At 70.8% G+C, this 26,096-nt stretch carries 26 protein-coding genes; 8 read left to right on the forward strand and 18 right to left on the reverse strand.

Annotated elements, in window-relative coordinates:
- Nucleotides 1-51 precede the first annotated feature (51 nt).
- A complete protein-coding gene (locus AB0N80_RS05865; protein ID WP_363386744.1) occupies nucleotides 52-1,140 on the reverse strand; it encodes a type I restriction enzyme HsdR N-terminal domain-containing protein in 1,089 nt (362 codons plus the stop codon).
- A gap of 559 nt (nucleotides 1,141-1,699) precedes the next feature.
- On the opposite strand from AB0N80_RS05865, the gene AB0N80_RS05870 reads away from it, so the two are divergent.
- Nucleotides 1,700-1,957 (forward strand): nuclease, encoded by a 258-nt coding sequence (locus tag AB0N80_RS05870; protein WP_363578096.1) that lies wholly within the window; start codon nucleotides 1,700-1,702, stop codon nucleotides 1,955-1,957.
- 47 nt (nucleotides 1,958-2,004) lie between these two features.
- Here AB0N80_RS05870 and AB0N80_RS05875 read toward each other — a convergent pair whose 3' ends face one another.
- From AB0N80_RS05875 to AB0N80_RS05885, 3 genes are all read right to left on the reverse strand, one after another.
- Complete coding sequence (locus AB0N80_RS05875; RefSeq protein ID WP_363578098.1) at nucleotides 2,005-2,406, reverse strand: aldehyde dehydrogenase; 402 nt, start codon at nucleotides 2,404-2,406, stop codon at nucleotides 2,005-2,007.
- A 181-nt stretch (nucleotides 2,407-2,587) separates the two neighbouring features.
- On the reverse strand, nucleotides 2,588-3,190 hold the full coding sequence (locus AB0N80_RS05880; protein ID WP_363578100.1) for a hypothetical protein: 603 nt from the start codon (nucleotides 3,188-3,190) through the stop codon (nucleotides 2,588-2,590).
- 35 nt (nucleotides 3,191-3,225) lie between these two features.
- Nucleotides 3,226-3,435: a DUF1653 domain-containing protein gene (locus tag AB0N80_RS05885; RefSeq protein WP_363578102.1), complete on the reverse strand. Its 210-nt coding sequence runs from the start codon at nucleotides 3,433-3,435 to the stop codon at nucleotides 3,226-3,228.
- A 179-nt stretch (nucleotides 3,436-3,614) separates the two neighbouring features.
- On the opposite strand from AB0N80_RS05885, the gene AB0N80_RS05890 reads away from it, so the two are divergent.
- From AB0N80_RS05890 to AB0N80_RS05910, 5 genes are all read left to right on the forward strand, one after another.
- Nucleotides 3,615-6,086 carry a nitrate reductase gene (locus AB0N80_RS05890; RefSeq protein ID WP_363578104.1) on the forward strand — a complete coding sequence of 824 codons (2,472 nt, stop codon included), beginning with the start codon at nucleotides 3,615-3,617 and terminating at the stop codon, nucleotides 6,084-6,086.
- Complete coding sequence (locus AB0N80_RS05895) at nucleotides 6,083-6,541, forward strand: hypothetical protein (protein ID WP_363578106.1); 459 nt, start codon at nucleotides 6,083-6,085, stop codon at nucleotides 6,539-6,541. Before AB0N80_RS05890 ends, AB0N80_RS05895 begins: the two co-directional genes overlap by 4 nt.
- Before the next feature lie 59 nt (nucleotides 6,542-6,600).
- Nucleotides 6,601-7,065: an HPP family protein gene (locus tag AB0N80_RS05900; protein WP_363578108.1), complete on the forward strand. Its 465-nt coding sequence runs from the start codon at nucleotides 6,601-6,603 to the stop codon at nucleotides 7,063-7,065.
- 155 nt (nucleotides 7,066-7,220) lie between these two features.
- Nucleotides 7,221-7,526 carry a hypothetical protein gene (locus AB0N80_RS05905; protein WP_315993473.1) on the forward strand — a complete coding sequence of 102 codons (306 nt, stop codon included), beginning with the start codon at nucleotides 7,221-7,223 and terminating at the stop codon, nucleotides 7,524-7,526.
- An 88-nt stretch (nucleotides 7,527-7,614) separates the two neighbouring features.
- Nucleotides 7,615-8,379 (forward strand): alpha/beta hydrolase, encoded by a 765-nt coding sequence (locus AB0N80_RS05910; RefSeq protein ID WP_363578110.1) that lies wholly within the window; start codon nucleotides 7,615-7,617, stop codon nucleotides 8,377-8,379.
- A 39-nt stretch (nucleotides 8,380-8,418) separates the two neighbouring features.
- On the opposite strand, the gene AB0N80_RS05915 is transcribed toward AB0N80_RS05910, so the two are convergent.
- Both AB0N80_RS05915 and AB0N80_RS05920 read right to left on the reverse strand, forming a co-directional pair.
- Nucleotides 8,419-8,673 carry a hypothetical protein gene (locus tag AB0N80_RS05915; RefSeq protein WP_363386723.1) on the reverse strand — a complete coding sequence of 85 codons (255 nt, stop codon included), beginning with the start codon at nucleotides 8,671-8,673 and terminating at the stop codon, nucleotides 8,419-8,421.
- Between the two features lie 54 nt (nucleotides 8,674-8,727).
- Nucleotides 8,728-10,032: an MFS transporter gene (locus tag AB0N80_RS05920; protein WP_363578112.1), complete on the reverse strand. Its 1,305-nt coding sequence runs from the start codon at nucleotides 10,030-10,032 to the stop codon at nucleotides 8,728-8,730.
- Nucleotides 10,033-10,278: 246 nt separating this feature from the next.
- Here AB0N80_RS05920 and AB0N80_RS05925 point away from each other — a divergent pair, with 246 nt between their 5' ends.
- Complete coding sequence (locus AB0N80_RS05925) at nucleotides 10,279-10,647, forward strand: hypothetical protein (protein WP_315993469.1); 369 nt, start codon at nucleotides 10,279-10,281, stop codon at nucleotides 10,645-10,647.
- A gap of 31 nt (nucleotides 10,648-10,678) precedes the next feature.
- On the opposite strand, the gene AB0N80_RS05930 is transcribed toward AB0N80_RS05925, so the two are convergent.
- The 9 genes from AB0N80_RS05930 to AB0N80_RS05970 form a co-directional block, all read right to left on the reverse strand.
- The gene (locus tag AB0N80_RS05930; RefSeq protein ID WP_363578114.1) at nucleotides 10,679-11,533 is read right to left on the reverse strand and encodes an ADP/ATP-dependent (S)-NAD(P)H-hydrate dehydratase; all 855 of its coding nucleotides are present in this window, start codon (nucleotides 11,531-11,533) and stop codon (nucleotides 10,679-10,681) included.
- Complete coding sequence (locus tag AB0N80_RS05935; protein ID WP_363386716.1) at nucleotides 11,526-12,236, reverse strand: histidine phosphatase family protein; 711 nt, start codon at nucleotides 12,234-12,236, stop codon at nucleotides 11,526-11,528. Before AB0N80_RS05935 ends, AB0N80_RS05930 begins: the two co-directional genes overlap by 8 nt.
- Nucleotides 12,237-12,387: 151 nt before the next feature.
- Nucleotides 12,388-15,282, reverse strand: a complete 2,895-nt coding sequence (locus tag AB0N80_RS05940) for a chitobiase/beta-hexosaminidase C-terminal domain-containing protein (RefSeq protein WP_363578116.1) — start codon at nucleotides 15,280-15,282, stop codon at nucleotides 12,388-12,390.
- Nucleotides 15,283-15,546: 264 nt separating this feature from the next.
- Nucleotides 15,547-16,164 (reverse strand): bifunctional 4-hydroxy-2-oxoglutarate aldolase/2-dehydro-3-deoxy-phosphogluconate aldolase, encoded by a 618-nt coding sequence (eda, locus tag AB0N80_RS05945; protein ID WP_363386710.1) that lies wholly within the window; start codon nucleotides 16,162-16,164, stop codon nucleotides 15,547-15,549.
- Between the two features lie 10 nt (nucleotides 16,165-16,174).
- Nucleotides 16,175-16,900 (reverse strand): SDR family oxidoreductase, encoded by a 726-nt coding sequence (locus AB0N80_RS05950; RefSeq protein WP_363578118.1) that lies wholly within the window; start codon nucleotides 16,898-16,900, stop codon nucleotides 16,175-16,177.
- Entirely contained in the window at nucleotides 16,897-18,408 is a 1,512-nt protein-coding gene (locus AB0N80_RS05955; RefSeq protein WP_363578120.1) for an FGGY family carbohydrate kinase, read from the reverse strand. The genes AB0N80_RS05950 and AB0N80_RS05955 overlap by 4 nt, the downstream gene beginning before the upstream one ends.
- 3 nt (nucleotides 18,409-18,411) lie before the next feature.
- Nucleotides 18,412-19,380, reverse strand: a complete 969-nt coding sequence (locus tag AB0N80_RS05960) for a shikimate dehydrogenase (protein WP_363578122.1) — start codon at nucleotides 19,378-19,380, stop codon at nucleotides 18,412-18,414.
- Nucleotides 19,377-20,066: a deoxyribose-phosphate aldolase gene (deoC, locus tag AB0N80_RS05965; RefSeq protein ID WP_363578124.1), complete on the reverse strand. Its 690-nt coding sequence runs from the start codon at nucleotides 20,064-20,066 to the stop codon at nucleotides 19,377-19,379. The genes AB0N80_RS05960 and deoC overlap by 4 nt, the downstream gene beginning before the upstream one ends.
- Nucleotides 20,059-20,661, reverse strand: a complete 603-nt coding sequence (locus AB0N80_RS05970; RefSeq protein WP_315993460.1) for a glucose-6-phosphate isomerase family protein — start codon at nucleotides 20,659-20,661, stop codon at nucleotides 20,059-20,061. The genes deoC and AB0N80_RS05970 overlap by 8 nt, the downstream gene beginning before the upstream one ends.
- 134 nt (nucleotides 20,662-20,795) lie before the next feature.
- Here AB0N80_RS05970 and AB0N80_RS05975 point away from each other — a divergent pair, with 134 nt between their 5' ends.
- A complete protein-coding gene (locus tag AB0N80_RS05975; protein WP_363578126.1) occupies nucleotides 20,796-23,249 on the forward strand; it encodes a glycoside hydrolase family 2 protein in 2,454 nt (817 codons plus the stop codon).
- 54 nt (nucleotides 23,250-23,303) lie between these two features.
- On the opposite strand, the gene AB0N80_RS05980 is transcribed toward AB0N80_RS05975, so the two are convergent.
- The 3 genes from AB0N80_RS05980 to AB0N80_RS05990 are packed head-to-tail and all read right to left on the reverse strand — an operon-like array spanning nucleotide 23,304 to nucleotide 26,085.
- Nucleotides 23,304-24,233, reverse strand: a complete 930-nt coding sequence (locus tag AB0N80_RS05980; RefSeq protein WP_363578128.1) for an aryldialkylphosphatase — start codon at nucleotides 24,231-24,233, stop codon at nucleotides 23,304-23,306.
- Nucleotides 24,230-25,186, reverse strand: coding sequence for an NAD(P)-dependent oxidoreductase (locus tag AB0N80_RS05985; RefSeq protein WP_363578130.1), 957 nt, complete (start codon nucleotides 25,184-25,186; stop codon nucleotides 24,230-24,232). Before AB0N80_RS05985 ends, AB0N80_RS05980 begins: the two co-directional genes overlap by 4 nt.
- The gene (locus AB0N80_RS05990) at nucleotides 25,183-26,085 is read right to left on the reverse strand and encodes an SIS domain-containing protein (protein WP_315993456.1); all 903 of its coding nucleotides are present in this window, start codon (nucleotides 26,083-26,085) and stop codon (nucleotides 25,183-25,185) included. The genes AB0N80_RS05985 and AB0N80_RS05990 overlap by 4 nt, the downstream gene beginning before the upstream one ends.
- Nucleotides 26,086-26,096: the final 11 nt, after the last annotated feature.

Genomic DNA, 26,096 nt, shown 5'->3' on the forward strand with positions numbered 1-26,096 from the left:
CTAATCAGATATGCCGGGTGTGTGCTTGTCGGCGTGCTCGATGCCGTACCGCTATCGATACCGAACGACCGCCCCGCGAATGGCATCCGCGTACTGGTAGATCTCGTCGAGCTCGTCGATCGGGTGCCGCGTCTCGACCTTCTGCTCGTCGAGAAGTCCGAGGTATTTCTGGCGCCCGTTGAAGTGCAGCCGGGCGATGGGCTTGCGGTTGTTGTCGTCGAGGAGCACGGCGAAGTAGCTCTTCGCATCGCGATGGGTGATTCGCTGGGGCTTGGTTTCGCCGCAGGCGATGGCCTTTACGATCTGGTAGCCCTCGAGCTCCTCAAGCGTCGTCTCGATCTCGGTGTCGCGGTTCAGATCGTCCTGCGCGGCCGGCTCGCTTGAGACAGTGGCAGGCTCTGTGGTCGGGATGGCAATCCCAGCCCCAGCTCCCAAGGCGGTCTTCAGCCGGTCGTTGACGCTCTCGGTTAGGAACTGACGGGAGGCCTTTCCGACGAGCGCCGTGAACTGTTCGCGGACGCGCGCTGTGTACGAGCCCTCGTACACGCGCTGAGTGAAGAACTTGATCCACTCGTCGCTCGGCTCGCGGAACTGACCGGCGATCTCGCGCTTGAGCGCACCCACGTACTTCAGTTCCTCGGCTGCGCTGATGATCGACTCGAGATCGAAGCTGTCCTTGCTCAGCTTCTGGACCTCGGGGATCAGCGTGTCGTCGATGTCGAGCAGATCCAGAACCAGGAACGGCTTGGCATCCATCTTGTTGGGTGCGTCGAGGTCGGTGAAGAACTGCCAGATGACGCCGTTGGTGAGCGCAGCGATCCGGGCGTTCGTCGTCGAGAAGTAGCGGAAGAGCTGGGACGCGTGCTCGATCTTCGGCACGCCGGTGGAGGCTTTGCACTCGATGAGGATTTGAACTTCGCCGCCCCGCATGATCGCGTAGTCGACTTTCTCGCCCTTCTTGATCCCCACGTCCGCGGTGAACTCGGGGACGACCTCAAGCGGGTCGAATACGTCATAGCCGAGGATCGTCGAGATGAAGGGCATGACGAAGGCATTCTTCGTCGCTTCCTCTGTACCGATCGCCGAGGCTTGATTGCTCACCTTTGTCGCGAGCGCGGCGATGCGTTCGTGAAACTCCATTGGTCCCCCCACAGTGACGAATATGTGGTGACCATAGCGGAATCACAGAAAATCCATGTTGAGGACTCGCTGGCCTGCGCCCAACCCCGATGCTGAGGTACACCCGGTTCTGTCGCAAAGCGCGCTAGGCGTCGTGCTGCGCTGCTCACCTCGATGAGAGACGAGAGCGACCCCGCGGGTATACCACCACCCCGACTGTGATCACCGCGGCGCCAATCAACCGGGCGGTAGACGCGGGTAGACCGAGAGAGATGCCTCGGTAGTGAGTGACATTCGGATCTGCCGGTGCAGGTCCTGACCGACCAGGCGCGGGCGATGGGCCGACCGCCGGTTAGGGAGAGTCGATTGTTAGGTCGGCTCACGCGAAGCGGCGCACCTCGGCTGGCCGACGCTGTGGAGCCCGCGCTGGCTGACTCGTAGGCGTCAGACGAGGCACGGGGAGGGTCGAGCACATAGCGACCAACACCGGTGGTGTTACGCCCTACTACGCCCCAGATCGCCCGCCCTCACGGCATCCCGTAGCTTCATCTCACCAACCCCTCCGAAGGCAGGTGAAGCCATGTCCCGCACGATCTCGTCGACAGTCCACCCGATCCAGCGCTGCATGGCAGCCTCGAACCCCTCGGCGTGGTGGGACGGCCTCGTCATCGAGGCTGACGGCTCGACCGTGACGGTCGCGCTGCTGAACGGCACGACTGTGCAGCTGCGGATCGTCGGCCCGGCCGTCGCCATCGCGGTGGGCGAGCCGCTGGCGTACCACCCGGTCGCCGAACTGCTCAGCGCGTCCGCGATCATCACGACCGCGCGCGCCGCATAGCCGAGCGGCCGCCGACGAAACGTCAGCGGCCGCAACGAAAAGCGATCTCAGGCGCTCATCGACGCCATCATGGCCTCGCACTTCACGACCATGTCGTCGCAGGCCATCGCGCAGTAGCGGCACATCTCGTCCATGTCGGCGTGGGCGCGGCACTCGGCGGCGCAAGCCTTGCCCATGGTCATGCAGGCGGTCATCATGGCGCTCATCACGTGCATGTTCATCCCGGCCGGACGCATCATCATGTGCATCGTCGCCTGAGCCATCTCGACCATGTTCGAGCACATGGCGCAACAGGTCGCCATCTCGGGGCCGTGCATCATGTCGCTGCCGGCGCACATCGCCGCGGCCATCGCGCACGCGTTCAGAGACTGCATGCATTCCTGCATGGCATCCATGTCCATGGTCATCTCGCCCATGTCCATCGACTTCATCATGGCCATCGTGTCCATTGCTTCTCCCGAGTGCTCGTTGTGACGGAGGGACCGGATGCCGCGAAGGGACTCCGGCGTACGGGCGATGCTACGCCGGAGGCGGTGACGGTCGACAGTGCCCGCGGCAGGTTCATCAGGTCGTGTAATGCCCATCTACCGGTGACGTCGAACGCCCGCCGCGGGCGATGAGCGTCCACCTTCACCGAACGCGGATGCCGACCGACCTCAGCTCCATTCCGGCGAGCCGCTGCACGACCTCGCGGTCGCCGCGGCGCCATGCGCCGAGGGCGTCGGGGTCGACCTTCGCGATGTCGGCCACCTTCTGGTGGGTGAGGGCGCGGAGCGCGAGGAGGTCGGAGTCGAGACCGGCGCGCAGCTGAGCGCGGGTGCGCGTCGCGCGCGTGACGAAGCGCAGGCGGGGAAGGAGCCACACGAGCAGCACGATCAGGATCGGCAGGCCGGCGACGCCGATCCCGAGCACGGTCGCCGCCTGCAGCACGAGGTCTTGTTGCGTCTGACCGGCCGAGGCGAGGGTGTCGCCTGCGGAGCCGGCCGTGTCGAAGGGGGCGCTGATGCCCGACCCGATGAGGGGGACGCCGCTCAACCGGGCGCCGACATCGGTCATCGACGATCGGAAGTCCGCGCCGGCGGTCTGCATGTCGCGCCCGAATTGCGCGAGTCGGCTGACGGTGGAGAAGACCGTGATCCCCGTCGCGACGCTCAGCGCGATGAGAACGAGGGCGACGACGTCGACCGTCACCTGACGCACCCGCTGCGCCGCGAAGTCGGAATACAGTTTCACGTCGTCACTCTCGCACGGGATATCGCCGAGACGCGTTACGCGATGCGCCGGAATCGCGGACCGGAATAGCCGTCGCGTTCGACGGATCCGGTGAACATCTCGACCGGGCGCACCCAGTACGAATAGTCGTCGTAGAGCTTTCGGTAGGAGACGAAGATCTCCTCGGTCTCGGAATGCCGGGTGATGCCGAACACCTCGTACCGCTGGCCTTTGAAGTGTTCGTAGATGCCGGGTTCGATTTCCACTCTCCGACCATCCTTCCCCCGAACGACGCGTCAGCGCGCACGGTCTCGGTGTCCGAGTCTGCCAGCAGCAGCGGCTTCGCCGAGCGAGCGAACCTTGGCACTACCTCCACCCCCTGTCGAGGCACTGCGTCGTTCGCCGAAGCCGTCCTACCGTCGCCGCCGACCGGGAGGACGTGATCATGATCGATCGCATCGAACACATCTGGGGCACGCGCACGCCGTTCGCGCAGGGGGAGCGGTGGCCGGTGCGCGTCGACCTGAAGCTCGCCGACGGGCTCACGGAGGACGACGTCGACCGGTGGGTGCAGTCGGCGTGCGTGCTGTGCAGCAACGGGTGCGGCACAGACATCGCCGTGAAGGACGGGCGGATGGTGGGGGTGCGCGGTCGCCCGATGGACATCGTCAATCACGGGCGCCTGGGTCCGAAGGGACTGTTCGGCAGCTGGCAGGGGATGACGAGTCCCGACCGCCTCACCCGACCCCTGATTCGCGTGGACGGCGAACTGGTCGAGACCGACTGGGACACCGCGATGACCCGGATCGTCGAACGCAGCCAGAATCTGCTGCACGAGAAAGGCCCACTGACCCACGGCTTCTACAGCTCGGGGCAGCTGTTCCTCGAGGAGTACTACGCCCTCGGCATCATCGGCAAGGCGGGCCTCGGCACCCCGCACATGGACGGCAACACCCGGTTGTGCACGGCCACGGCTGCGGCATCTATGAAGGAGAGCTTCGGTTCCGACGGCCAGCCCGGTAGCTATGCCGACATCGACGAGTGCGACGCCATCTTCCTGTTCGGACACAACATGGCCGAGACGCAGACCGTGCTGTGGACGCGCGTGCTCGACCGCCTCGCCGGCCCCAACCCGCCGCGCGTGGTGTGCGTCGATCCGCGGTTGACCGAGGTCGCCCGCCGCGCCGACGTGCACCTTCCGGTGCGACCGGGCACGAACCTCGCACTGATGAACGGACTGATCCGCGAACTGCTCACGAACGGCTGGATCGATGAGGACTACATCACCGCGCACACCGTCGGCTTCGACGAGCTGAAGACCACGGTCGAGCCGTGGACGCCCGAGGCCGTCGCCGAGACCTGCGGCGTCGACGCCGACGACGTGCGCGCAGCCGCCCGGATCTTCGCGGATTCGCCGCGCGTGCTCTCGACGGTGCTGCAGGGGTTCTATCAAGCGTCGGATGCCACGGCATCCGCGTGCCAGGTCAACAACCTGCACCTGCTCACCGGCAGGATCGGGCGACCGGGTGCCGGGATCCTGCAGATGAACGGGCAACCGACCGCGCAGAACGCGCGCGAGGCCGGGGCGGACGGCGACCTGCCGGGGTTCCGCAACTGGGAGAACCCGGAGCACGTGCGCCAGCTCGCCGAGCTGTGGGGCGTGCACGTCGATCAGATCCCGCACTGGTCGCCGCCGACGCACGCGATGCAGATCTTCCGGTACGCCGAGCAGGGGAGCATCGAGTTCCTGTGGGTGCAGGCGACGAACCCGGCGGTGTCGATGCCGCAGTCGGAGCGGATCCGGCGCATCCTCGCGAAGCCCGAGCTGTTCCTCGTCGTGCAGGACCTCTACCTGACCGAGACGGCGATGCTGGCCGACGTCGTGCTGCCGGCGGCGGGATGGGGCGAGAAGCAGGGGACGTTCACCAACGTCAACCGCACGGTGCACCTGTCGGAGAAGGCCGTCGAGCCGCCGGGGGAGGCGCGCAGCGACCTCGACATCTTCCTCGACTACGCCCGGCGCATGGACTTCCGCCGCGACGACGGCGCCCCGCTGCTCGACTGGTTCGGGCCCGAAGACGGCTTCCGCGCCTGGCAGGAGTGCACCCGCGGGCGGCTCTGCGACTACACCGGCCTCAGCTACGACAAGCTCCGCGGCGGCAGCGGCGTGCCCTGGCCGTGCAACGACGAGCACCCCGACGGGACGGTGCGCCTGTACGGCGACGGCGTCTTCCCCACCGACCTCGACCGCGCCGAGACCTACGGGCACGACTTGCTCACCGGGGCGACCATCGGACCGGTGACCTACAAGGCGATGCGCGTGGACGGCCGCGCGATCCTCAAAGCCGCGGCCTACAACCCGCCGCACGAGGCGCCGAGCGCGGACTTCCCCCTCCAGTACTCGACCGGGCGGACGGCGTACCACTTTCACACCCGGACGAAGACGGGGCGCACGCGGCAGCTGCAGCGCGCGGCACCCTCGGCGTGGGTCGAGTTGTCGCGGACGGATGCCGCGGAGCGCGGCATCCGCGAAGGCGACCTCGTGCGGGTGACCTCGGCACGCGGCGAGATCGTCGTGCCGGCCCGTGTCGGCGACGTGCGGGAGGGGTGCGTGTTCGCGCCGTTCCACTACGGGTACTGGGAGGAGGGGCGATCGGGGCCCGGTGGGCATCCGACCGCGGCCAACGAGCTCACGATGACCGAGTGGGACCCGGTGTCGAAGCAACCTCTGTTCAAGGTCGCGGCGGTGCAGGTGCACAGGGTCGCGGACGGGGTGGCGCCGGCGCCGGCGCCGACGACGACGGCATCCCGTCCGGCCTCCTCCGTGCCCGCCACCGTCGGCGGACCCGAGGGGGAGGCCCAGGAGTCGCTGCGGCCTGTCGAGCCGCCGCAGATCGCGACGGGGGAGGAATCGTGAACCTCGCGTCGTACCTCGGGCTGCTGCACGCGGGGGAGGACGTGCTCGCGCAGTCGTTCCGGCAGCTCGCCGACGGCCACGGCGACGAACCCGACGTCTTCCACCTCTCGCACACGCTGGCGCAGCAGTGCGACGAGCACGTCCGCCGGCTCGCCCCGGTCGTCGAGCGGTACGGCGAGGAACCGGATGCCGAACCCGAGCGCTTCCACGCGGAGGCGATGAACGAGAGTCGGGGCGGGCCCCTCGGGCTGCTGCGCGACCTGCAGGACCTGCATGCTCTCGTGGCCTTCGTCGACACGACGTGGACGGTGGTGAAGCAGGCCGCCCTGGCTCTGCGCGACGAAGAACTGCTCGCGATCATCGAGGACTGCGAGGCGCAGACGAAGACGCAGCAGGCCTGGCTCTCGACGCGGCTGAAGCAGGCCGCCCCCCAGGCGCTGCTCGTGGCGTCATGATGGAGCGGGTCGGCGCGCGGCTGCGGCAGCGACCGAGCGGTGCGGCCTTGTATGCAGGGGTGCTGTCGCTGGTTGCGCTCGCGCTCGCCGGCGCGGTCGGGCTCGCCACCCGGCAGCCGTGGCTGTTCCCGAGCCTCGGGCCCACCGTGATGCTGTTCTTCGAGTCCCCCGAGACGCCGTCGTCACGCCCGCGGAACGCGCTCGTGGGGCACGGGGTGGGGCTCGTCGTCGGAGCCGCGTGCTTCTACGCCCTCGGGCTGAACGGGCAGCCGCCCGTGCCGTCCGGGGGTCTCACCGCGAGCTACCTCGCCGCGGGAGCCGTCTCCGTCGCGACCACCACGGTGGTGCTGACGTTGCTGAAGACGCCCCACCCGCCCGCGGGGGCGACGACGCTGATCGTGAGTCTCGGCATCCTGACCCAGCCGACGCAACTGGCCGCGATGGCGGGGGCGATCGTCCTGGTCACTGTGGCGGGGTGGGGGCTGAACAGGCTGCTGCTGGGGAGGGAGCACGAAGGAGGATGAGCTCAGCCGGTACCCCTCCCGGGCGGACCGTGGTGCCAGGGTCACGGCCGCAAAGAGCAGTCGACCCACCGGGATGCGCAGGATCGGTTACCTGTGCGTTTCCCGAGTGCAAGAATCCCTGACACCCCGAATCCTGGCGCGCGAAGGAGCGGCCGATGTTCTCGCTGACCGGTGTCCACCTGCATCCGACGTGGAAGCGCGTCGAAGACGACTTCGTGATGGGCGCGTGCTCGCGTCGACTGTTCGGGTACGTCAGTCGGGATCCCGAGGGCGTGTGGAGCGCGTTCGACGAGGAGGCGCGCGTCGTCGCAGCAGGTGTCGACCTCCGGGAGGTGTCCGAGGCCTTGTGGGCGCATCATCTCGCGACGCACGACGACCACTGCGCCCCCGCCGGCGAGGCGCCATGGTGGCGCCGGCCGATCCGCGTCGCGCGGGAACGTCACGTCGCCTCAGCGCGGTGACCGCTCGGCCCGCGCGCCCCGAGGGGTGAGCCGGGCCGCGGCGCAACCCTCGGACGAGGTCGCGACGAACGGCCCTACGGTGACCGATGTGACGCAGCCCACTCCGACGCTCCACACGGTGAACGACCTCGCTCTCCGGTCGTTCTCAACCCGGCGCGCGAACGCTCCCATCTACGTCCTCCTCCACGGCATCGGCATGTCGCACCGGTACCACGCGCGCTTGCACGCGCAGCTGGCGACGGATGCCGAGGTGCACTCGATCGACCTGCCCGGCTTCGCCGGACTCCCCAAGCCGGGCCGCAATCCCGGCATCCGGGACGTCTCGGAGGCCCTCGGGCTCGTGCTCGATCTGCTGGACGTGCGGGCCGCGGTGGTGGTCGGGCACTCGATGGGCGCGCAGTGGGCGGTCGAGTTGGGCGTGCGGCGGCCCGACCTCGTCGGCGGGGTCGTCGCGTTCGGGCCCGTGACCGATCGCGCACGGCGCAGGCCGCTGACGCAGGCGGCGCTGCTGGTGCGCGACTCCGCTCTCGAGCCGCCTCGCCTCAACGGCATCGTCGTCACCGACTACGCGCGCTGCGGACCCGCCTGGTACGCCCGTCAGGCCCGGCACATGCTGAGCTACCCGATCGAGGACCGCGTCGCGATGCTGACCGTGCCCCTGCTCGTCGTGCGGGGAGGAACGGACCCGATCGCGCGACAAGCTTGGGCGGAGCTCCTGGCCGCGCGCGCGGCCGACGGCGAGGTGGCGGTGATCCCGGGCCATCGTCACCTGGCGCACTTCACCGCACCCGCGGCGTCGGCGGAGCGGATTCGGGCCTTCGCCGCGGCGAAGGTGCGCCCTCCGCTGCCATGAGGGCGGTTCGTCGTCGCCGGGCGTGAGGTGTGACTCGACTCAGCGAGCCCTGTCATCCCTCTGGCCGCGGGGAATGGTCAGCCCGACGGCCAGGCCCCCGACGATGAGCGCGATCGCCAAGAGCCCGATCAGTCCGGGGAGCACGATCGTGGGGGCAGCGGCTTGCTCGGCGATGTCGAGGGAAGGACCGATCTCGTCGAGCCAGATGCCGTACGCGGTGCCGTCGATGATCAGCAGCACGATGATGGTCATTCCGATCGCCGCCGTGAGCAGCCCCCACACTGAACCTCGCATCCCCGCAGCCTTGCAGGATGCGAGCGAGATGCGAAGCCGAAAGAGCACGAGGCGCTAGGCGGAAGCACCCGGGACGCCGTGGTCGTCATCGTGTCGCGCCCGATGGAGGGGCGAGAAGAGGATGACGAGGGCGGCGACGGCGAAGACGATCGCGGCCACGCCGAGGGCGACGGGATAGCCGAAGAGGGTCACGAGGAAGCCGGCGGAGAGCGCTCCGAAGAAGAAGATGACGCGGTTGGCGGTGCGGATGGTCGAGTTCATCCGGCCCTGTAGGAAATCGGGGGCGACGGCCTGTCGATAGCCCATCTCGTTGGCATCCTCGATCCCCTGCGAGAGGGCGTAGAGGAACTGCACGGCGGCGAGCAGGGGCAGGAGAAGCGCGAGGGACGTCGTCGCGGTGAGGGGGAGGAGCGCCAGCGCCAGCCAGGGTGCGACGGTGAGGGTGCGCCCGAGGAGAATCGCACGTCCGGCCCCCAGGCGCGCGCCGATGCGGGGGGCGACGACCGCGCCGAGGAAGCCGCCGACCCCGCCGACGGCGAGGATCAGGCCGAACGCCCACTCCGGCACGCCGAGCTCCCGCAGCGTGAAGACGCCGAAGAGCGTCGTCACGATGCTGTGCGCGAGGAACCACGTGTGCACAGAGAGGGCGAGCGGGCGGAGCGTGCGATGCCGGTAGGTGTACCGCACTCCCTCGACGATGTCGTGACCGAGATGGCGACCGAGCGGGCGGGGCTCGGCCCGCGTCTCGGTCACGCGGATACGCGACTGCAGCAGCGCCGAGACCGCGAGCAGGCCCGCCTCGACGAGGAACAGCACCGGCGCGCCCACGAGGGTGAGCAACGCGCCGCCGAGGGCGGGGCCGGCTGTGCCGGCGACGGTCGCACTCTGCCCGAGGCGGGCGTTCGCCATGACGAGGGACCGCCGGGCGACCAGATGGGGCAGAAGCGGTTGCGCCGCGGAATCGGCGAACAGCGTGAGGACGCCCAGCGCCAGGACGACGACCGCGAGCGATGAGAACGTCAACGTGTCGGTGAGCAGGAGCACGGGGATCGTCGCGAGCACCACCGCCCGGCCGACGCTCGTCAGCACCAGCGTGGGCTGGCGTCGCCACCGGTCCATGAGGGCGCCGATGATGAGCCCGAGGAAGAGGTACGGCACGACACCCAGGGCGCTCAGGATGCTGATCTGCATCGGCGTCGCCTGGATGACCGTGACGATGAGGACCTGAAAGGCGACCCCGGCGATCGCCGTGCCGAAGGCGCGGAGGGTCGTCGCGCTCCAGAACAGCGCGAATGCCGGCGTGCGCAGGACTTCCGCCGGCCCGACGGGCCCGGCTGGTCCCGCGGCGGCGTTGCTCACACCGATCAGCCTAGGCGGGGGCCGATCGAGCGGTCCGTCTCTCGAGCGGCGTGCACCCCGGCGACGAGGCCTCTCCCGGCACCGCGGGGTGAGAGCCTTCCGCTTCCGCCGGCCGACGGCATGATCGTGTGACGGGATCGGCACAGGCAGGACAGATACGCGAGTCCGATGCCGCAGATTGTTCGGCGGTCGTCGGTGCGAACCGCGCGAACTCCCGGAAAGTGGTTTCAATGAGAGGATGAATGCGTGACCGAGGAGATCCCTTTTCCGCCCCGACGCAACGCCGCCGTTCTGCAGGAATGGGTCGACGATTTCCTCGCGGCCGGCAACAGCAATGGCGCCGACATCGTGGTCGCGCAGCAGGACGGCGAACGCACCAATGACACGGGTCTCGTCATCATGCGACTGCGCAAGGCGCGCGCCAGCATCTACATGGAGCCTCGCGGTTTCGACGACCCGGCGTGGGAGATGACCCTCACGGCCCGACCGGAGGATCTGACGGCACCGCCCCACGAGATGGGCGCACTGGGGGCCGAGATCGTCGTCGCCGCCAACCTCTGCACCTACCTGCAGTACCGTTCGCTCGAGTGGGACCGCAACAGCGGTCGACACTGACGACGACGCCCGTCCGCCCGGGTCGCCGCCCTCAGCTCTCGTGCAGCACGGCCGTGAGCTCGGGTAGCAGGTCGCGCGCGAGGAAGCCGATGCCGACGCGCTCGGTCAACCGGTCTCCGGCGCGCGCGTGCGTCCATCCGCCCCACACGGCCGCGCGCTCGGCATCCATCCCCTGCGCGGCGAGGCCCACGATCGCGCCGGACAGCACGTCGCCGCTGCCCGCCGTGCCGAGTCCCGACCCGCCGGGCTCGGCCTGCCAGCAGCGGCCGTCGGGATGCGCGACCGTGCCGAAGCAGTGCACCACGGCGTCGTAGCGCTCGGCGATCTCGGAGATGTCGGCCGCGCGGTCGCGGCCGAGGTCTCGCTCGAGCAGCAGCTCGGCCTCCTCCTCGTTCGCGTTGATCAGCAGGTCGGGCGGCAGCAGGCCGCGATCGAAGGAGGGCAGGATGCCGAGCGCGAACGCGTCGAGCACGAGCCGGGCCACCTCGGCTTCGGCCACGGCGTGCAGCGCCGCGCGGGTTGCATCCGGGTCGTCGAAACCGGGGCCCAGGAGCACGGCGTCCGCGGAGTCGAGCGCCGAGTGCAGGGAAGCGTCGACGGGATCCGAACCGGTGGGCAGCTCGTAGACGCCGGCTTCGGGCATCGCGGTGCCGAGGCCGGCGGCGACTCCGGCGGGCGCCGCGATGCCGACGCGACCCGCTCCCACGCGCAGTGCGGCCTCGGCCGACAGCAGCACGCCGCCGGGGGAGCGGCGGGACCCGCCGACCACGACGATCTGCCCGCGCGACTTCTTCGAGCCGCCCGGGTCGGGCACGCCCCACGCGCGGAGGAACGCCAGGGTGACGGGTTCGGGCATGGTCTTCGCGGGCACGTTCTTGTCAGGCATCGTCTTCTCCGGAGTGCACGGTGACATCGGCGCCCTCGCTCTCGAGGTGGTCGACGGCCGAGAAGGAGACCAGCTCCCACCCCTCGTCGCCCCGCACGAGCTCGGTCACGGACGCGTTGCGCACCGTGTGCGTGGAGGCGAACGCCAGCAGCTTCGCCTCGTCGAGGGGGAGCAGCACGTAGAGCATCAGCATGATGACCGCGTCGTGCGCGACGACGAGCACGGTCGGCCCGGGTCGATCGAGGGCCTCGCCGAGGAACGATCGCAGCCGCAGAGCGACGTCGGCCCATGACTCCCCGCCCGGGGGTCGGTGGAAGAACTTGCCGAGGTGCCGTCTGCGCGCGGCCTCCTCCGGATGCAATTCCTCGACGCCCTTCGCGGTGAGCAGGTCGAGGATGCCGAGTTCGCGGTCGCGGAGTCGTTCGTCGACGAGCGCGTTCGGCGCGGGGGATCCGCTCGCTATCGACAGGGTCTGCAGGGCGCGGTGGTAGGGCGACGACCAGTACTCGTCGATGCTCGACTCGACCCCGCGGAGCCACGTGCCGAGCGCCTCGGCCTGTTCACGTCCGACCGGGGAGAGCTGCACATCGGCGTCGCGGGTGTCGAGCGCGATCACCGGCGAGCCGTCGCGTTCCGCCTGGGATGCGGCGACGTTCCCGTCGCTCTCACCGTGTCGGACGAGCCAGAGTCGGTTCACTGCCATGGCGGCACGGTAGGTCGACATCGGCGGTCGGCGCGCGGGCGTTGACAGCGGCCGGGCCTGACGGCGTTCCTCCGACGACCTCCCCGGCGAGGGGTCGTCGCGCGAGAGCCCGCCCGCGCCGAGGCGCGAGCGGGCTCCGAGCGAGCGCAGGTCAGCGCAGGCGGAACTCCACCGTGGTGGTGTTGCCGGCGGCATCCTGCACGACCATCGTGTTGTCGCCCGAGACGGCGCCGAAGACGCCCGGTGCGACGAAGTTCACGTCGGACCACTCGTTGTCGACGAGGTCTTTCACGACACCGTTGATGGTGGCGCGATCGATCTTGCCGGCGTCGTACAGCTTGAAGCTCACCTTGTCGTAGGCCTCGGCCGTGCCCTGCGTGAACTCGGCACCCTGCTTGACCGTCACGGTGGGGGCCGTCGTGTCGGACGGGGTGTCGTCGGCGGCGACCACGCGGATGTCGTCGACGAATCCGGTGTTGTCGCCCTCGGTGGTGGTCGCCACGAACGAGATCGTGTGCTCGCCCTGCGTCACGGTGAACGGCTCCGTCTCGTAGTACCGGTAGTCGCCGCCCACCGGGACGTAGTGACCGAGCGTCTGCCCGTCGACCTGCACGTCGAACTCCTGTTGCCCGCCGAAGCCGACGCGGTTCGCCGCGGCGAACGTGATCGCGTAGGTGCCGGCCGGGAACACCACGGTCTGGTCGATGCGACTCGCCAGCCCCGAGTCGCTCTTCAGGTACGCGGTGCGCTCGCCCTGCGGGGCGGGCGAGGCGGGGACGAACACGCTGTTGTTGTGCTGGATGCCGGCGCGAGCGCTGAACGTCCAGCCGTTCACCATCGGACCGTTCGCCGTCCCGCCGGTCGCGGGACGCTCGAACCCGGCGTTGAGGATGCTCACCAGCGGCGGCTCCTCCGACACGTCGGGGTTGACGAAGCACCGGTTGTCGCCGCCCGGGTTCGGGTCGGAGCCGAACGACGCGACGGTGCAGTCGACGCCGTCGGTGAAGGTGCCGAACACGAACTGTCCCGCGGAGCCGAAGGCCACGTTCGCCTCGCCGTCGAAGACGCACGTGCCGCCGTCGGCGTACTGGCAGAACGCGTACCCGTCGGGTGCGTTCTGCACGTCGAGCACCTTGTATAGCCGCGACGTCACGCCCGAGGCGCTGTCGCCCGGGGCGATCGCGACGGCCCGCAGATAGGTCGTCTTGAGCGGTTCGAGGAAGATCTGCCCGGTGTACGCGGGGGAGGATGCCGTGGGCTCGCTGCCGTCGGTCGTGTAGTAGATCTGCGCGTCCGGAGTGCCGCTGGTGATCGTCACGGCCTCGATGGACGGGTACATGCCGCCGGGCAGACTGAACACCGGGGCGTCGGTGACGCCCGCCGTGCTCGACGGGGTCACCTCGACCAGGGCGACGCCGTACTCCCCGTCGGGGAGGGTGGCGCGCACCGCGACGCTGCGCTCGGTGTCGACCGCGGGAGCGGTGAAGACGCCGTTCGCATCCACGCTGCCGTTGTCGTCGCCCACGATCGACCAGGTGGGCGTGCCGGTGCCGTCGATCACGCTCGCGTCGAGCTGCACCTGGCCGCCGCCGGCGACCTCGGAGCGCACGGGGGTCATCGCGACCTGCGTGGCCGCCGGCGCAGTGGTGTAGATGGCGTAGCTGTGTTCGGCGCCGACGGTGTCGTCGGTGAAGGCGTTGCCCGTGGGCGTGAGCGTGCCGGTCGAGGCCGGCAGCAGCGCGTTGTCTTCGGGCTGCGCGATCGCATCGGTGTAGGGGATGCGGGTGAAGTCGTCGGTGGCGTCGCCGCCCTCGAACTGTACGCGCACGTCTTTCGAGGCACCCTCCTGCGTCTCGACGAGAACCGTCAGCTCACCGTCCGGAGCGCGGAACGCCGTGGCACGCACGTCGTCATCCGACACCTCGGTGCCGAGCACGGTGCTGTGCGCCGGGACGTAGCGCATCAACGGTCCGGCCTCGTAGAACGCGGCCGTGGGCGCGAGGCCGAGGATGAGCGAATCCCACAGGTTGTAGGAGCCGTTCGTGTCGCCGGCGGGGTCGCCGGTCATGACGCCGTTGAGCTGCCAGATGAGGTTCGAGTGCACGCCGTCGTTGGCGCTGCGGACGATGTAGTTGGCGTACCCGGTCTCCCACACGCTCGTGCCGGGGTTGGTCCACCCCATCTCCGAGAGGTTCAGCGGGGCGTCGCCGATCACCGCGCGACGCTGGGCGATGGCATCCCCCATCGCGTCGTACGACTCGCCGTACAGGTGGAACGAGTACTGGTCGAACACGTCGCCGGCGTTCTCGGCCATGTACTGGGTCCACGCGACCGCGTTGACCTCCTCCGGGCCCCAGATCTGCACGTCGTCGCGCAGGCCGTCGGCCGTCAGCCGGTCGCTCACGGCGCGCGCCATATCGGCGTAGTAGGCCTTCTCGTCGCCGGGCGCCCAGAAGTCCCAGCTGCCGTTGGGCTCGTTGTAGAACGTCAGATAGTCGACGTTGTCGTAACCGCGGTCGAAGAGGTTCTGCAGCAGCGCGGACGCCGAGGCGCCGTAGGCCGGCAGGTCGGCCGGTGCCGAGATGTACGGGTCGGGGGCGCCCGGGATCGTGAACCAGTCGTGGACGCGCTCGCCGACCTTCCATCCGAAGTTCAGCTCGATCTCGGTGCCCGCGTTCTTGAAGGCGTCGAGATAGCGATAGAACGCCTGCATCTCGGGGCTCTCGAAGTCGTACTGCCCCTTCTTGAGCTCCATCCAGTCGATCTGGAACCACACGCGCGCCACCTTCGGCCGCAGCGTCTGGATGCGCTCGACGTCGACCTCCCAGTCGGCGTCGTCGTAGCCGTACTTCGTCGTGCCCTCGAGCAGGCTCCACGGGATCACGTTGACGCCGACGCCGAGGTAGTCCTCCTGCACCGTCTGATCGAGGTGGACGGTGACGGTGCGCTGCTCGTCGGCCGCGGACGCCGCGGTCGGGAGGAGCAGGGCGCTGGCGACGACGCTGGTCGCCGCCGTGAGGGCGAGGGCTGTGCGCCGTCGACTCATGGGATCTCCTATCGCCATTGATGCGGGGATGGCGCGAGGAGCCACGTGAGAATGTAGTCCTGCTACGCCAGGGGTGACGAGAGTGAGGCTATGCGTTCATCGCGGGAGAAGCAAGTGGCGGAATAACGCGGAAGAGGCTGCGTTGCGCGAGGTAGTGAAGGTAGTAACGCTACGTATTCGACGGGACGCGGCGGGCGTGTGGGCGCACCGATGCGCCCTCTCGCGTGCCGGGGCGTCGGCGCGCGAGAGGGCGCGGAACGGGGTTCAGGCCGCGGGGACGCCGATCGCCGCGGTGGCCTCCGCCGAGAGCGCGCGCACGGTCTCGGCGTCCCGGGCAGACAGGGCGGCGGCGGGAACCATCCACGACCCGCTGACGGCGAACACCGACGGCAGCGCGAGGTACTCGCCCGCGTTGGCCGCCGACACCCCGCCGGAGGGGAGGAACCGCACGTCGGGGAACGGACCCGCGAAGGCCCTCAGGGCCGCGGGGCCGCCCACGGCCGCGGCCGGGAAGACCTTGAGGTGGTCCAGGCCCGCGGCCACGGCCCGCTGGATCTCGGTGGCCGTCGCGATACCGGGCACGAGCGGTACCCCGCGCGCGGCGGCGCGCTCGGCGACGGCGTCGTCGAAGCCGGGCGAGACGAGATACGTCGCCCCGGCGTCGACCGCCGCGTCGACCTGGGCGACGGTGGTGACGGTGCCGGCTCCGACCGCGAAGTCCGAGCGGCCGGCGATCGCGCGGATCGCCTCGAGGGCGGCGGGGGTGCGCAGGGTGATCTCGGCGCACGGGATGCCGCCCGCGGCCAGGGCGTCGGCGAGGTCGGGGGCGAAGGAGGCGTCGTCGAGCACGACGACGGGCACGATGCGGCTGCCGTTCAGCATGGTCGTCACCTCACGCGTCCTGCGAGGTGGGCGCCACGACGATCTCGCGGAAGCTCACGTGCTGCGGCTGCTGGTAGGCGGTGAGGATCGCCGCGGCGATGTCGTCGGGCACGAGACCCCCGCCGATGCTCTTCTTGTACGCGTTGTAGCCGTCGAGCACGTCTCCCTCGCCGGTGTTACCGAGCAGGCCGGTGTCGACCATGCCCGGCGCCACGAGCAGGACGCGCACACCGTGGGCGGCGTTCTCGCGACGCAGGCCCTCGGTCATGGCGTGGACGGCGTACTTGGTGCCGTTGTAGACGACGTGGTTGTCGTAGAGCTGCTTGCCCGCGATGGAGCCGATGTTGACGATGGTGCCGCGGCCGCGCTGCTGCATACCGGGGAGAACGAGCTGCGAGTTCTTCACCAGGGCCACGCAGTTGACGTCGAACTGCTCCTGCACGAGCGCCGGGTCCTGCTCCGCCACCGCGGACAGCGCCATCAGGCCGGCGTTGTTCACGAGCAGGTCGACCGGGCCGAAGCGCTCCTCGGTGCGGGCGAGGGCGGCGGACACGGCGGCGGTGTCGGTCACGTCGGCCTCGACGAGCTCGGCATCCGGCAGCTCGAGGGCGGCCATCGGCGCGAGGCGGCGGGCGATGAGCAGCAGGGGGTGGCCGGCGGCCGAGAAGGCGCGCGCGGTCGCGGCGCCGATCCCGGAGCTGGCGCCGGTGATGACGACGAGGGGGAGGGAGGTCATGGGATCTCTTTCGCGGGGAGGGTTCGGGCGAACAGGGCGGCGGCGTCGGACGCGGCGGCGAAGCGCTCGCGGAGCGCGTCGTAGGCGGCGACGCCGGCGGGGTCGGGGACGATGCGCTCGAGCTCCTCGTGCGCGTCGTCGACGGCGTCGAACGAGCTCCACGTGCCGGAACCGACGAAGACGAGCGCTGCAGCGCCGAGCGTCGCGGCTTGCTGGTCGACGGAGGTGCGCAGCAGCGGGGTGCCGAGCACGTCGGCGTAGATGCGGTTCCACAGGGGTGACCGGCTGCCGCCGCCCGACACCAGCAGATCGGCGTCGCCGGGCAGACCGCCGAGCGCGCGGATGTGGCGCAGGCTCCGGTCGAGGGCGAAGGCCACGCCCTCGAGGCACGCGCGGACGAGGTCGGAGGTGCCGGTGCCCAGCTCGAGACCGGTGAGCGCGCCGCGCACGCCGCTGCCGCCCTCGAGCGGCGTGCCGCCCGCGAGCGTCGGCACGAGGACCGCCCCGCGCGCGCCGCGGGGGCTGCCGTCGGCGCGGTCGATGAGCTCGCCGATGTCGCCGCCCGGCGCGAGCAGGTCGCGCAGCCACGTCAGAGTCGTCCCGCTGCTGAAGGTCGACAGCGCGCTGACGTGCAGGCCGGGAACGGCATGGCGGAAGACGTAGGGGCGGGTGGCGACGTCGACCACCGGCGCGCGGGAGGTCACCGTCATCCAGCTCGACGATCCGAGCGCCGCGTAGAGGCGACCCTCCCGCGTTCCGCGGGAACCGAGCGCCATCGCCGCGTTGTCGACTGCGCCGGCGTGCACGGCGACCCCCGCGGGAAGGTCGAGCGCCTCGGCGGCCTCCGGGCGGAGCGTGCCGACGACCTCGGCCGCCTCGCGCGGGGCGGCGAACAGCGAGCGGTCGATGCCCGTCGCCTCGAGCACCTCGTCGTCGTACGCGCCCGTGGTGAGGTCGTAGGCGCCGGTGCCGGATGCCATGGAGTGATCGGTGGCGATCTCACCCGTGAGGCGGAGCGTGATCCAATCCTTCGAGCCGAGCAGCCATCGGGTGCGCGACCACTGCTCGGGGTCCTCGCGCTGCATCGTCCGCGCCTTGAACACGGGGTACAGCGCGGCGCCGAAGCCGTTGCCGGTGCGCAGGTACCAGGAGTCCTCGTCGATGCGCTCGAAGACGTCGGCGCTGCGGCCGCGGGTGTCCGACCAGATCGGGGTCGTCTGCGAGACCAGTCCGCCGCGCGCGTCGACCTGCACGACACCCAGGCTCTGCCCCGACAGCGCGATGCCGATCACGGCGTCACGAGCGCCGGGTACCGCCGCCAGCACGGTGCGCGTGGCCACGGTCACGGCATCCCACCAGTCCTCGGGTCGCTGTTCGGCGCGACCCGGCGCGGGGTGGGAGGTGGCGTAGGTCACCACCGTCTCCGACAGCGACCGGCCGTCCGCCGACCACAGCGAGGCCTTGCAGCCCCCGGTGCCGAGGTCGAGGGCGAGAGCGAGCGGCCCCATCGGTCAGCGCGTGGCCAGGGCGAGGTCGCTCAGCCGCTCGAAAGCGGGCCCGGAGGTGGGGATGTCGACGTCGAACACCTCGGCGATGACCTGCGTCCATCCGTGCACGAAGTAGATCCACCCATCCTCCACGCGCAGGGCGCGGGCATCGGACTGCGCGCGAGCCTGGTCGAGGAACACCAGGTCCCCGCGGTAGTTGAGGTCCCACGCTACGCCGTCCTGCGGGAAGACCGCGTCATCCGGCAGAGGCGAGCCCGGGGCGTCCTTGCCGAGGCCCGTCGCGTTCACGACGAGCGATCGCGGTGCGAGGTCGGCCAGCACGCGGGCGTTGTCGGCGGGGGTGGGGGTCAGGTAATACTCGAACCGGGTGTCGGTCGGCAGCGAGGCGTGGATCTCGCGCAGGTGGTCGAGGCGACCGGCCGAGCGGTTGGTGACGACGATGCGGGCCGGGCGATCGAGCCCGCGTTCGCGCTGCGACAGGTACCAGCTGATGGCGATGGTGGAGCCGCCCGCCCCCAGCAGCAGCGCGTCGGCCGGGCCGCCGGCCCAGAACCCGTCGGGCAGGAAGGCGTCGAGCGCGAGTCCGCTGGAAATGGGGTCCTTGGCGTGGCACACGAGCCGGCCGTCGCGCTTGGACAGGCAGCTCGTCTCGCCCATGAGCGAAGCGAACGGGTCGACCTCGTCGAACAGGTCGCGGCACGCGGCGTACAGGTCGATCTTGTGCGTGGTCACCAGAGCGCCGAGGCTCAGCGGATCCTCGGCGATGAAGCGCACGACGCGGCGGTAGTCCTCGGCGGGCGCGTGCAGCGGCAGGTCGATGCCCTGCAGCACGGCATCCGTCAGTCCGAGGTGCTCGGCCCACAGCGGGAAGACGTGCTGGATGGACGAGCGCCCCGTGGTGACGCCGATGAAGTACAGCGTCGGCACGGTCGCCGGACGCAGCGTGTCGGCGGTGAGGGTGGGAAAGGTCATGGCTTCTCCTTCGAGGCCGAGACGGCGATGAGGGCGGCGTCGGCGTTCATGCCGAAGCGGGTGACCCCGAGCCGGGCCATCTCGCGGACGGTGTCGATGTCGCGGATGCCGCCGGCCGCCTTCAGCGCGGCGCGGCCGGCTGCGCGGTCGGCGATCAGGCGGATGTGGGCGAGAGAGGTGGGCACGCCCGACCACCCGGTTCCCGTCTTGATCCACGGGATGCCGGCCGCCACGGCGGCGTCGACGCCGCGGCGGATGTCGTCGTCGTCGAGGCGCCCGACCTCGAGGATCGCGCGCAGCGGAACCCGGCCGTCGACGACCTCGGCGACCGCGGCGAGCTCGCGCTCCACGTATGCGCCGTCGCCGGAGCGCAGGCGCCCGATCGCGACGACGACGTCGAGCTCCTGTGCGCCGAGCTCGAGCAGTTCGGTCGCCTCGGCGACCTTGGTCGCGGTGGTCGCGCCGCCGCTGGGGAAGGCGACCGGCGAGCCGGCGAGCACGGAGCTCCCTTCGAGGCGGTCGCGGAGGTGGGGCAGCCAGTTCGGCAGCACGTGGGCGCTGACGAAGCCGCCCGCCACCGCGCGCCGCGCAAGCTCGTCGACGTCGTCGCGATCGTGCTGCGCCTGGACGCAGCTGATGTCGATGTGGCGGGCGAGGTCGGCCAGGACGGCGTCTGCGTCAGGCACGGTAGCCCCCGTGGTCGGGGTTGGCCCGGGTGGTCCACCCGGAGCCGTCGGCGACGACGAGCTGCTGCATCCCGCCTGCGTCGGAGATGAGCCCGTAGTCCTGACCGGCTTCGGTGGCGTAGGCGAAGAGGGTGACGAGGGTGTCGTCGCCGACGTTGACGCTGCGGTGCACCCATCCGCCGGGAACGTGCACGACGACGCCCGGGCCGATCGGCAGCGCGCGCGACTCGCCGTCGACGGACTCCAGCAGCATGACGCCCGATCCGGACAGGCCGTAGTACAGCTCGGCGAACTCGGACTGCGCGTGCAGGTGCCCGCGCGTCATCGCGAATTCGTCGCCGATGCGGCCGGGACGCAGCACGCTCAGCCCGATCGTCAGAGCGCCCCGCCCGGTCTCGGGCGTACTGCTCTCGACCCAGTACACGGGCTCGCCGGTATCGCGGCCGAGCGCTTCGACGAACGCGGCCCCGTCGCGGTAGACCCCGGCGAGGTCGCCGAGACGCTTCTCGTATCTCTCGGACCGTCCGTCGAGCAGCCCGCGGGCGGCATCCACCGACAGTCGGGCGGGTTCGGCCGGTCGTGCAGCGGCGCACATCAGTGGATCTCCTTCACGCGCGACCGCGACGGTCGCTGAGTAGTGAGACTACAAGAAAGTTGCACGAGGAGGCAATTCCCCGTCTCGGGACGCCAACATGGGGCTGCTACAGGTAGTTGTGCTACTTCTGGAGGATGAGCTTTTCCGCAATCACCGACGGGTGGATGCTCCACCACGCCGGCGGCGACGTCCCGGCGTCGTTCGCGGCGATCCCCGCGCATCCGATCCCCGCGACCGTGCCCGGCGTCGTGCACACCGACCTCCTCGCCGCCGGTCTCATCCCCGACCCGTACGTCGACGACAACGAGGCGCTGCTGGCGTGGATCGGGCACAACGCCTGGGCGTACGAGACGACCTTCACCTGGAGCCCGGACGGGGAGACGGTGCACGACCTCGTCGCGGAGGGCCTCGACACCGTCGCCCACGTGACCCTGAACGGTGTGGAGATCGCCCGGACCCGCAATCAGCACCGCACGTACCGCTGGCGGGTCGACGGCATCCTGCGCGAGGGCGAGAACCGCTTGCGCGTGGAGTTCGCCTCGCCGATCGCGTACGCCCGCGAGCGCGAGGCCGTGCTCGGGGAACGTCCGCACTCGTACGAGCATCCCTTCAACGCGATCCGCAAGTCGGCGTGCAATTTCGGGTGGGACTGGGGCCCCGCGCTGGTGACGAGCGGGATCTGGCGCCTGATCGGCATCGACGCGTGGAGCGGATGCCGTCTGGCCACCGTCCGCCCCCAGACCGGCGTCGGCGGCGACCCGCGCCGCCTGCGCGTCGAGGTCGAGGTGCAGCGCGAGGCCGCGGGCGAGGTGGCCGTGCGCGCCGAGGTCGCGGGGAGCGTCCTCGAGGCGGTCGTCGCGGCGGAGGCGACGAGCGCCGTGCTGGAGGCGGTGATCCCGGATGCCGAGCTGTGGTGGCCGCGCGGATACGGCGCGCCCGCGCTGTCGTCGCTCGTCGTCACGGCCGGGCCGGACCGCTGGGAGAAGCGCATCGGCTTCCGTGCCGTCGAGATCGACACGACCCCCGACGATGACGGCGCCCCGTTCGTCGTGCGGCTGAACGGCCGCGGCGTCTACGTGCGCGGGGCCAACTGGATCCCCGAGGACACCTTCTTCTCCCGCATCACCCGCGAACGGCTCGCCGAGCGGTTCCGCGACACGACCGACGCCGGCATGAACCTCCTGCGCGTCTGGGGCGGCGGCATCTACGAGTCCGACGACTTCTACGACCTCGCCGATGAGAACGGCATCCTCGTCTGGCAGGACTTCCTCCTCGCGTGCGCGGCGTACAGCGAGGACCCCGAGCTGTGGGACGAGTTCGCCGCCGAGGCGCGCGACAACGTCACGCGCCTGGCCCCGCACGCGAGCCTCGTGGTGTGGAACGGGGGCAACGAGAACATCTGGGGCTGGGTGGACTGGAAGTGGCGGCCGCGGTTGCGCGGTGCCACGTGGGGCGAGGGGTACTACCAGGAGCTGTTCCCCGGGGTCGTCGCCGAGCTGGCGCCCACGACCCCCTACTCGCCCGGGAGTCCCTACGGGTTCAGCAGGTACGTGCACCCGAACGACTCCGCGCATGGCACCACGCACATCTGGGACGTGTGGAACCAGGTCGACTACGACGTCTACCGCGACTACCGCCCGCGCTTCGTGTCGGAGTTCGGGTTCCAGGGCCCGCCGGCGTGGTCGACGCTCTTCTCGGTCGTGCACGACGAGCCCGCCGATCCCTACGGTCCCCTGATGCTCGTGCATCAGAAGGCCGTGGACGGCAACGGCAAGCTCGAACGCGGGCTCGGGTCCCACATCGCCGCGCCCCGCACGATCGACGACTGGCACTGGGCGACGCAGCTCAACCAGGCCCGCGCGGTGGCGTTCGGCATCGCGCACTTCCGGTCGCTGCACCCCCTCAATCAGGGGGCGATCGTCTGGCAGCTCAACGACTGCTGGCCGGTCATCTCGTGGGCGGCGGTCGACTCCCACGGCCACCGGAAGCCACTGTGGCACGCCCTGCGCGCCGTGTTCGCCGACCGGTTCGCGTCGTTCCAGCCGCACGAGGAGGGTCTCGTGCTCGCGCTCCACGACGACCACGACGACGAGTGGACCGGGACCGTCGCGCTACGTCGCCTGACCCTCGACGGGGTCGAGAGGGCGCGCGTCGAACGACCCGTGCGCGTCACCGCCCGCTCGGCGGCACTCCTGGAGGTGCCCGAGGAGGTCCGCACCACCGAGGACGCCGCGCAAGAGGTACTCGTCGCGGAGCTGCCGGGCGGCGGACGGGCGTTCTGGTTCTTCGCCGAGGACCCCGCCCTCGCTCTCGACCCCGAACCCGTGTCGGTATCCGTGCGGGCCGTCGACGGCGGCTACGAAGCGACCGCCGTTGCGCGCGCGGTCGCGAAGGACGTCACGTTGCTGGTCGACCGGGTGCACCCCGCGGCGCGCGTGGATCGCGCCCTCGTCACCCTGCTCCCGGGGGAGTCGGCCGTCTTCCGCATCGACGCCCCCGCGGGCCTCGACGCGGAGGCGTTCGGCCGCGCGCCCGTCCTGCGCTCGGCCAACGACCTCGTGCCCGTCGCACGGCCCGCGCTGCGTTGACGCCGGCCCCGGGCCGTGCTCCCCCCAACGGAGCGCGGCCCGGGTACGCGGTCGTCAGCGCCAGGCGAGCCAGGCCTGGGGATTGCGCCGGAGCACCGCATCGGCGAGGTCGCCCCCGCCCTCGCGACGCAGGCGCGGCACGAAGCGCTCGCCGAGATAGCGCAGCCCCGGGATGCCGCCGTATGCGGCGTACCGCGTGCGGCGGGCGACGTCGCCGCCGAGGAGGATGCGGCGGGCGGCCCCGGCTTCCGCCGCTCGCACGAGGCAGTCGAGGATCACCGCGTCGGGGTGCTCCCGGGCGCGCGCGGGACCGTCGTAGCCGAGGTAGGCGCCCGTGGCCGCGAGCTCGGCGTGGAGCACGGGGTCGGGATTGCGGTCGATGTGGGCCAGGGCCACGCGGTCGGCCGCGACCCCCACGGCATCGAGGGCCGCGAGCGCCTCGAACGCCGCCGTCCCGTGCTCGAGGTGCACCATGACGGGAGCGCCGGTCGCGGCGTGGGCGCGACCGACGGCCTCGATCGTGCGGGTGGAGTGCGCGTCGATGCGCCAGTAGCCGAGGCCCGCCTTCAGCACGCCGGCGCGCACCGCCGGGTCGCGCTCGCCGCCCGGCTCGGCCGCCCCCGCCACGAGATCGGCTTCGAACGCCGCGGCGAGCTCGTCGACCCCCGCGTCGAGGAGGGGGTCGCCGTCGCGGTAGTGCTCGCGGCGGTGCAGGCCGGTCGTCAGCACCACGGTCACCCCGGCTGCCCGGGCGATGCGCCGCGTGGCCGCCGGACGGCGCCCGAGGCCGAGGGGGGTGGCATCCACCATCGTCTCGAATCCGGATGCCGCGAACTGGCGCGTCTCCTCGAGGGCGGCGTCCTCGTCGTCGAGGTCGTCGCCGGGCAGGAGCGGCGACACCTGGAACAGGTGCTCGTGGTAGTCGACGCGCCCCAGGGTCTCGGGGGCGACGTCGCCCATCGCCGTCCGGACGAAGGGAGTCATGCGGGCACGGGGTGCGCGGGGGTCGCCCCGCGCAGCAGGGCCAGCATGTCGGCGACCGCCATGCGCCCCATCCCGTCGACGCCCTCGCGCGTCTGGGCTCCGAGGTGCGCGGTCAGCACGACGCGGTCGGCGAGATCGTCGGCCAGCAGGGGCGACCCCGTCTCGCCCACATTCTCGGTCGCGAGGGTGTCGGCGGCGTACGCGATCACGCGTCCGCGACGCGCGGCGCGCGCCACGGCCTCCTCGTCGACGAGGTCGGCGCGCGCGGTGTTGACCAGCAGCACGGGGCGCTCGTCGGTCGCGAGCCATCGCTCGTCGATCACCGTCTGCCCTCCGGGCGCGTGTAGTGTCACGACATCGCAGCGGCTCGCGAGTTCCGCCACATCGGTGCGCTGCACGCTCTCGAACAGGGGGTCGGACGGATCGACCCAGGGATCGGCACCGAGGACGGTGGCTCCGAACGCCCGAAGCCGTTCGATGACGAGGCGGCCGATGCGCCCGAGACCCACGACTCCCACCGTGAGCGCCGACAGCTCGCGCGCGGAACGGCCCGACCAGTCGCCCGCCCGCACCCGGCGGTCGGCGGCCGGGATGCCGCGCAGAGCGGTGAGCAGCAGGGCGAGGGTGTGCTCGGCCACGGCGGCGGAGTTCGCACCCGGCGTGTTCGTGACGGGGATGCCGCGCGCGGCGGCGGCGACCAGATCGACGTTGTCGACGCCCACGCCGTAGCGCGCGATGCCGCGCAGCCGCGGCGCGAGCTCGAGGTGCGCGGCCGTGACCGGCCCGGTTCCGGCGATCCACCCGTCCGCCTCGGCCAGCAGGGGGGCGAGCTCGTCGAGCCGGTGCGCGGAGCCGGCGCGGACGAGCCGGTACCCGGCGTCGGCGAGCGCCCCCGCGGCGTCGAACGCCCCCGAGCCGAACGAGCGCGAGGTCACCAGGACCGTGGCGGTCACGACGGGTCCTCGCCGGTGTCGTCGGACTGGCGCATCGCCGCCAGCTCGCTCTTCATGCGCCGCACGGCCGCGGTGTGCTCGGGGGAGCGGCGCAGGGCGACGCCCGTGGCGAGGATGTCGATGACGACGAGGCCGGCGAGGCGGCTCGTCGACGGCGTGTAGACGTCGGTGTCCTCGAACGTGCGCACGATCAGGGGGACGTCGGCCATCTCCGACAGGGGGCTCGTGCGCCCGGTGAGCGAGATGACGGTTCCGCCGGCCTTGTGCGCGGCGCGCGCGACGGTGAGGGTCTGCTCGGTGTGGCCCGTGTTCGAGATCGCCACGGTGACGCTGCGCGGGCCCGACATGGTGGCGGCGATGAACTGCTGGTGGAAGTCCTCGGGCGCCTGGCAGGGCACGCCGAACAGGGGGAACTTCTGCTGCGCGTCCTGAGCGATCACGCCGCTCGCGCCGAAGCCGACGAAGAGGATGTCGCTGGCATCCAGGATCGCGGCGATCGCCTTCTCGACGGCCGCCGGTGCGAGGGTGCGCCGGGCGCGGTCGAGGCTCGAGATGGTGTGGTCGAAGATCTTCTCCGCCACATCGCCCGGGGAGTCGTCGGCGGTGATCGACGAGTGCGTCACCGGGAGACCGAGGGCGAGGGTCTGCGCCAGCTGGATCTTGAAGTCCTGGAATCCTTCGCACCCCACGGAGCTGCAGAAGCGCATGACCGTGGGCTCGCTCACTTCGGCGGCCTCGGCCAGACCCGCCATCGTGAACTGCGCGGCGCTGACGGGGTCGTCGAGGACGATCGCGGCGACCCTCTGCTCGGAACGGCGCAGGTGGGGCACTTGCCGGGTGATGCGCTCGAGGAGAGTGTCGGTGGACTCTTCGCTGGCCTGCTCGACGTCGAGGGTCATCGCGAGCTCCT

The organism is Microbacterium sp. NPDC089188 (genome assembly GCF_040685155.1).
GTDB lineage: Bacteria > Actinomycetota > Actinomycetes > Actinomycetales > Microbacteriaceae > Microbacterium > Microbacterium galbum.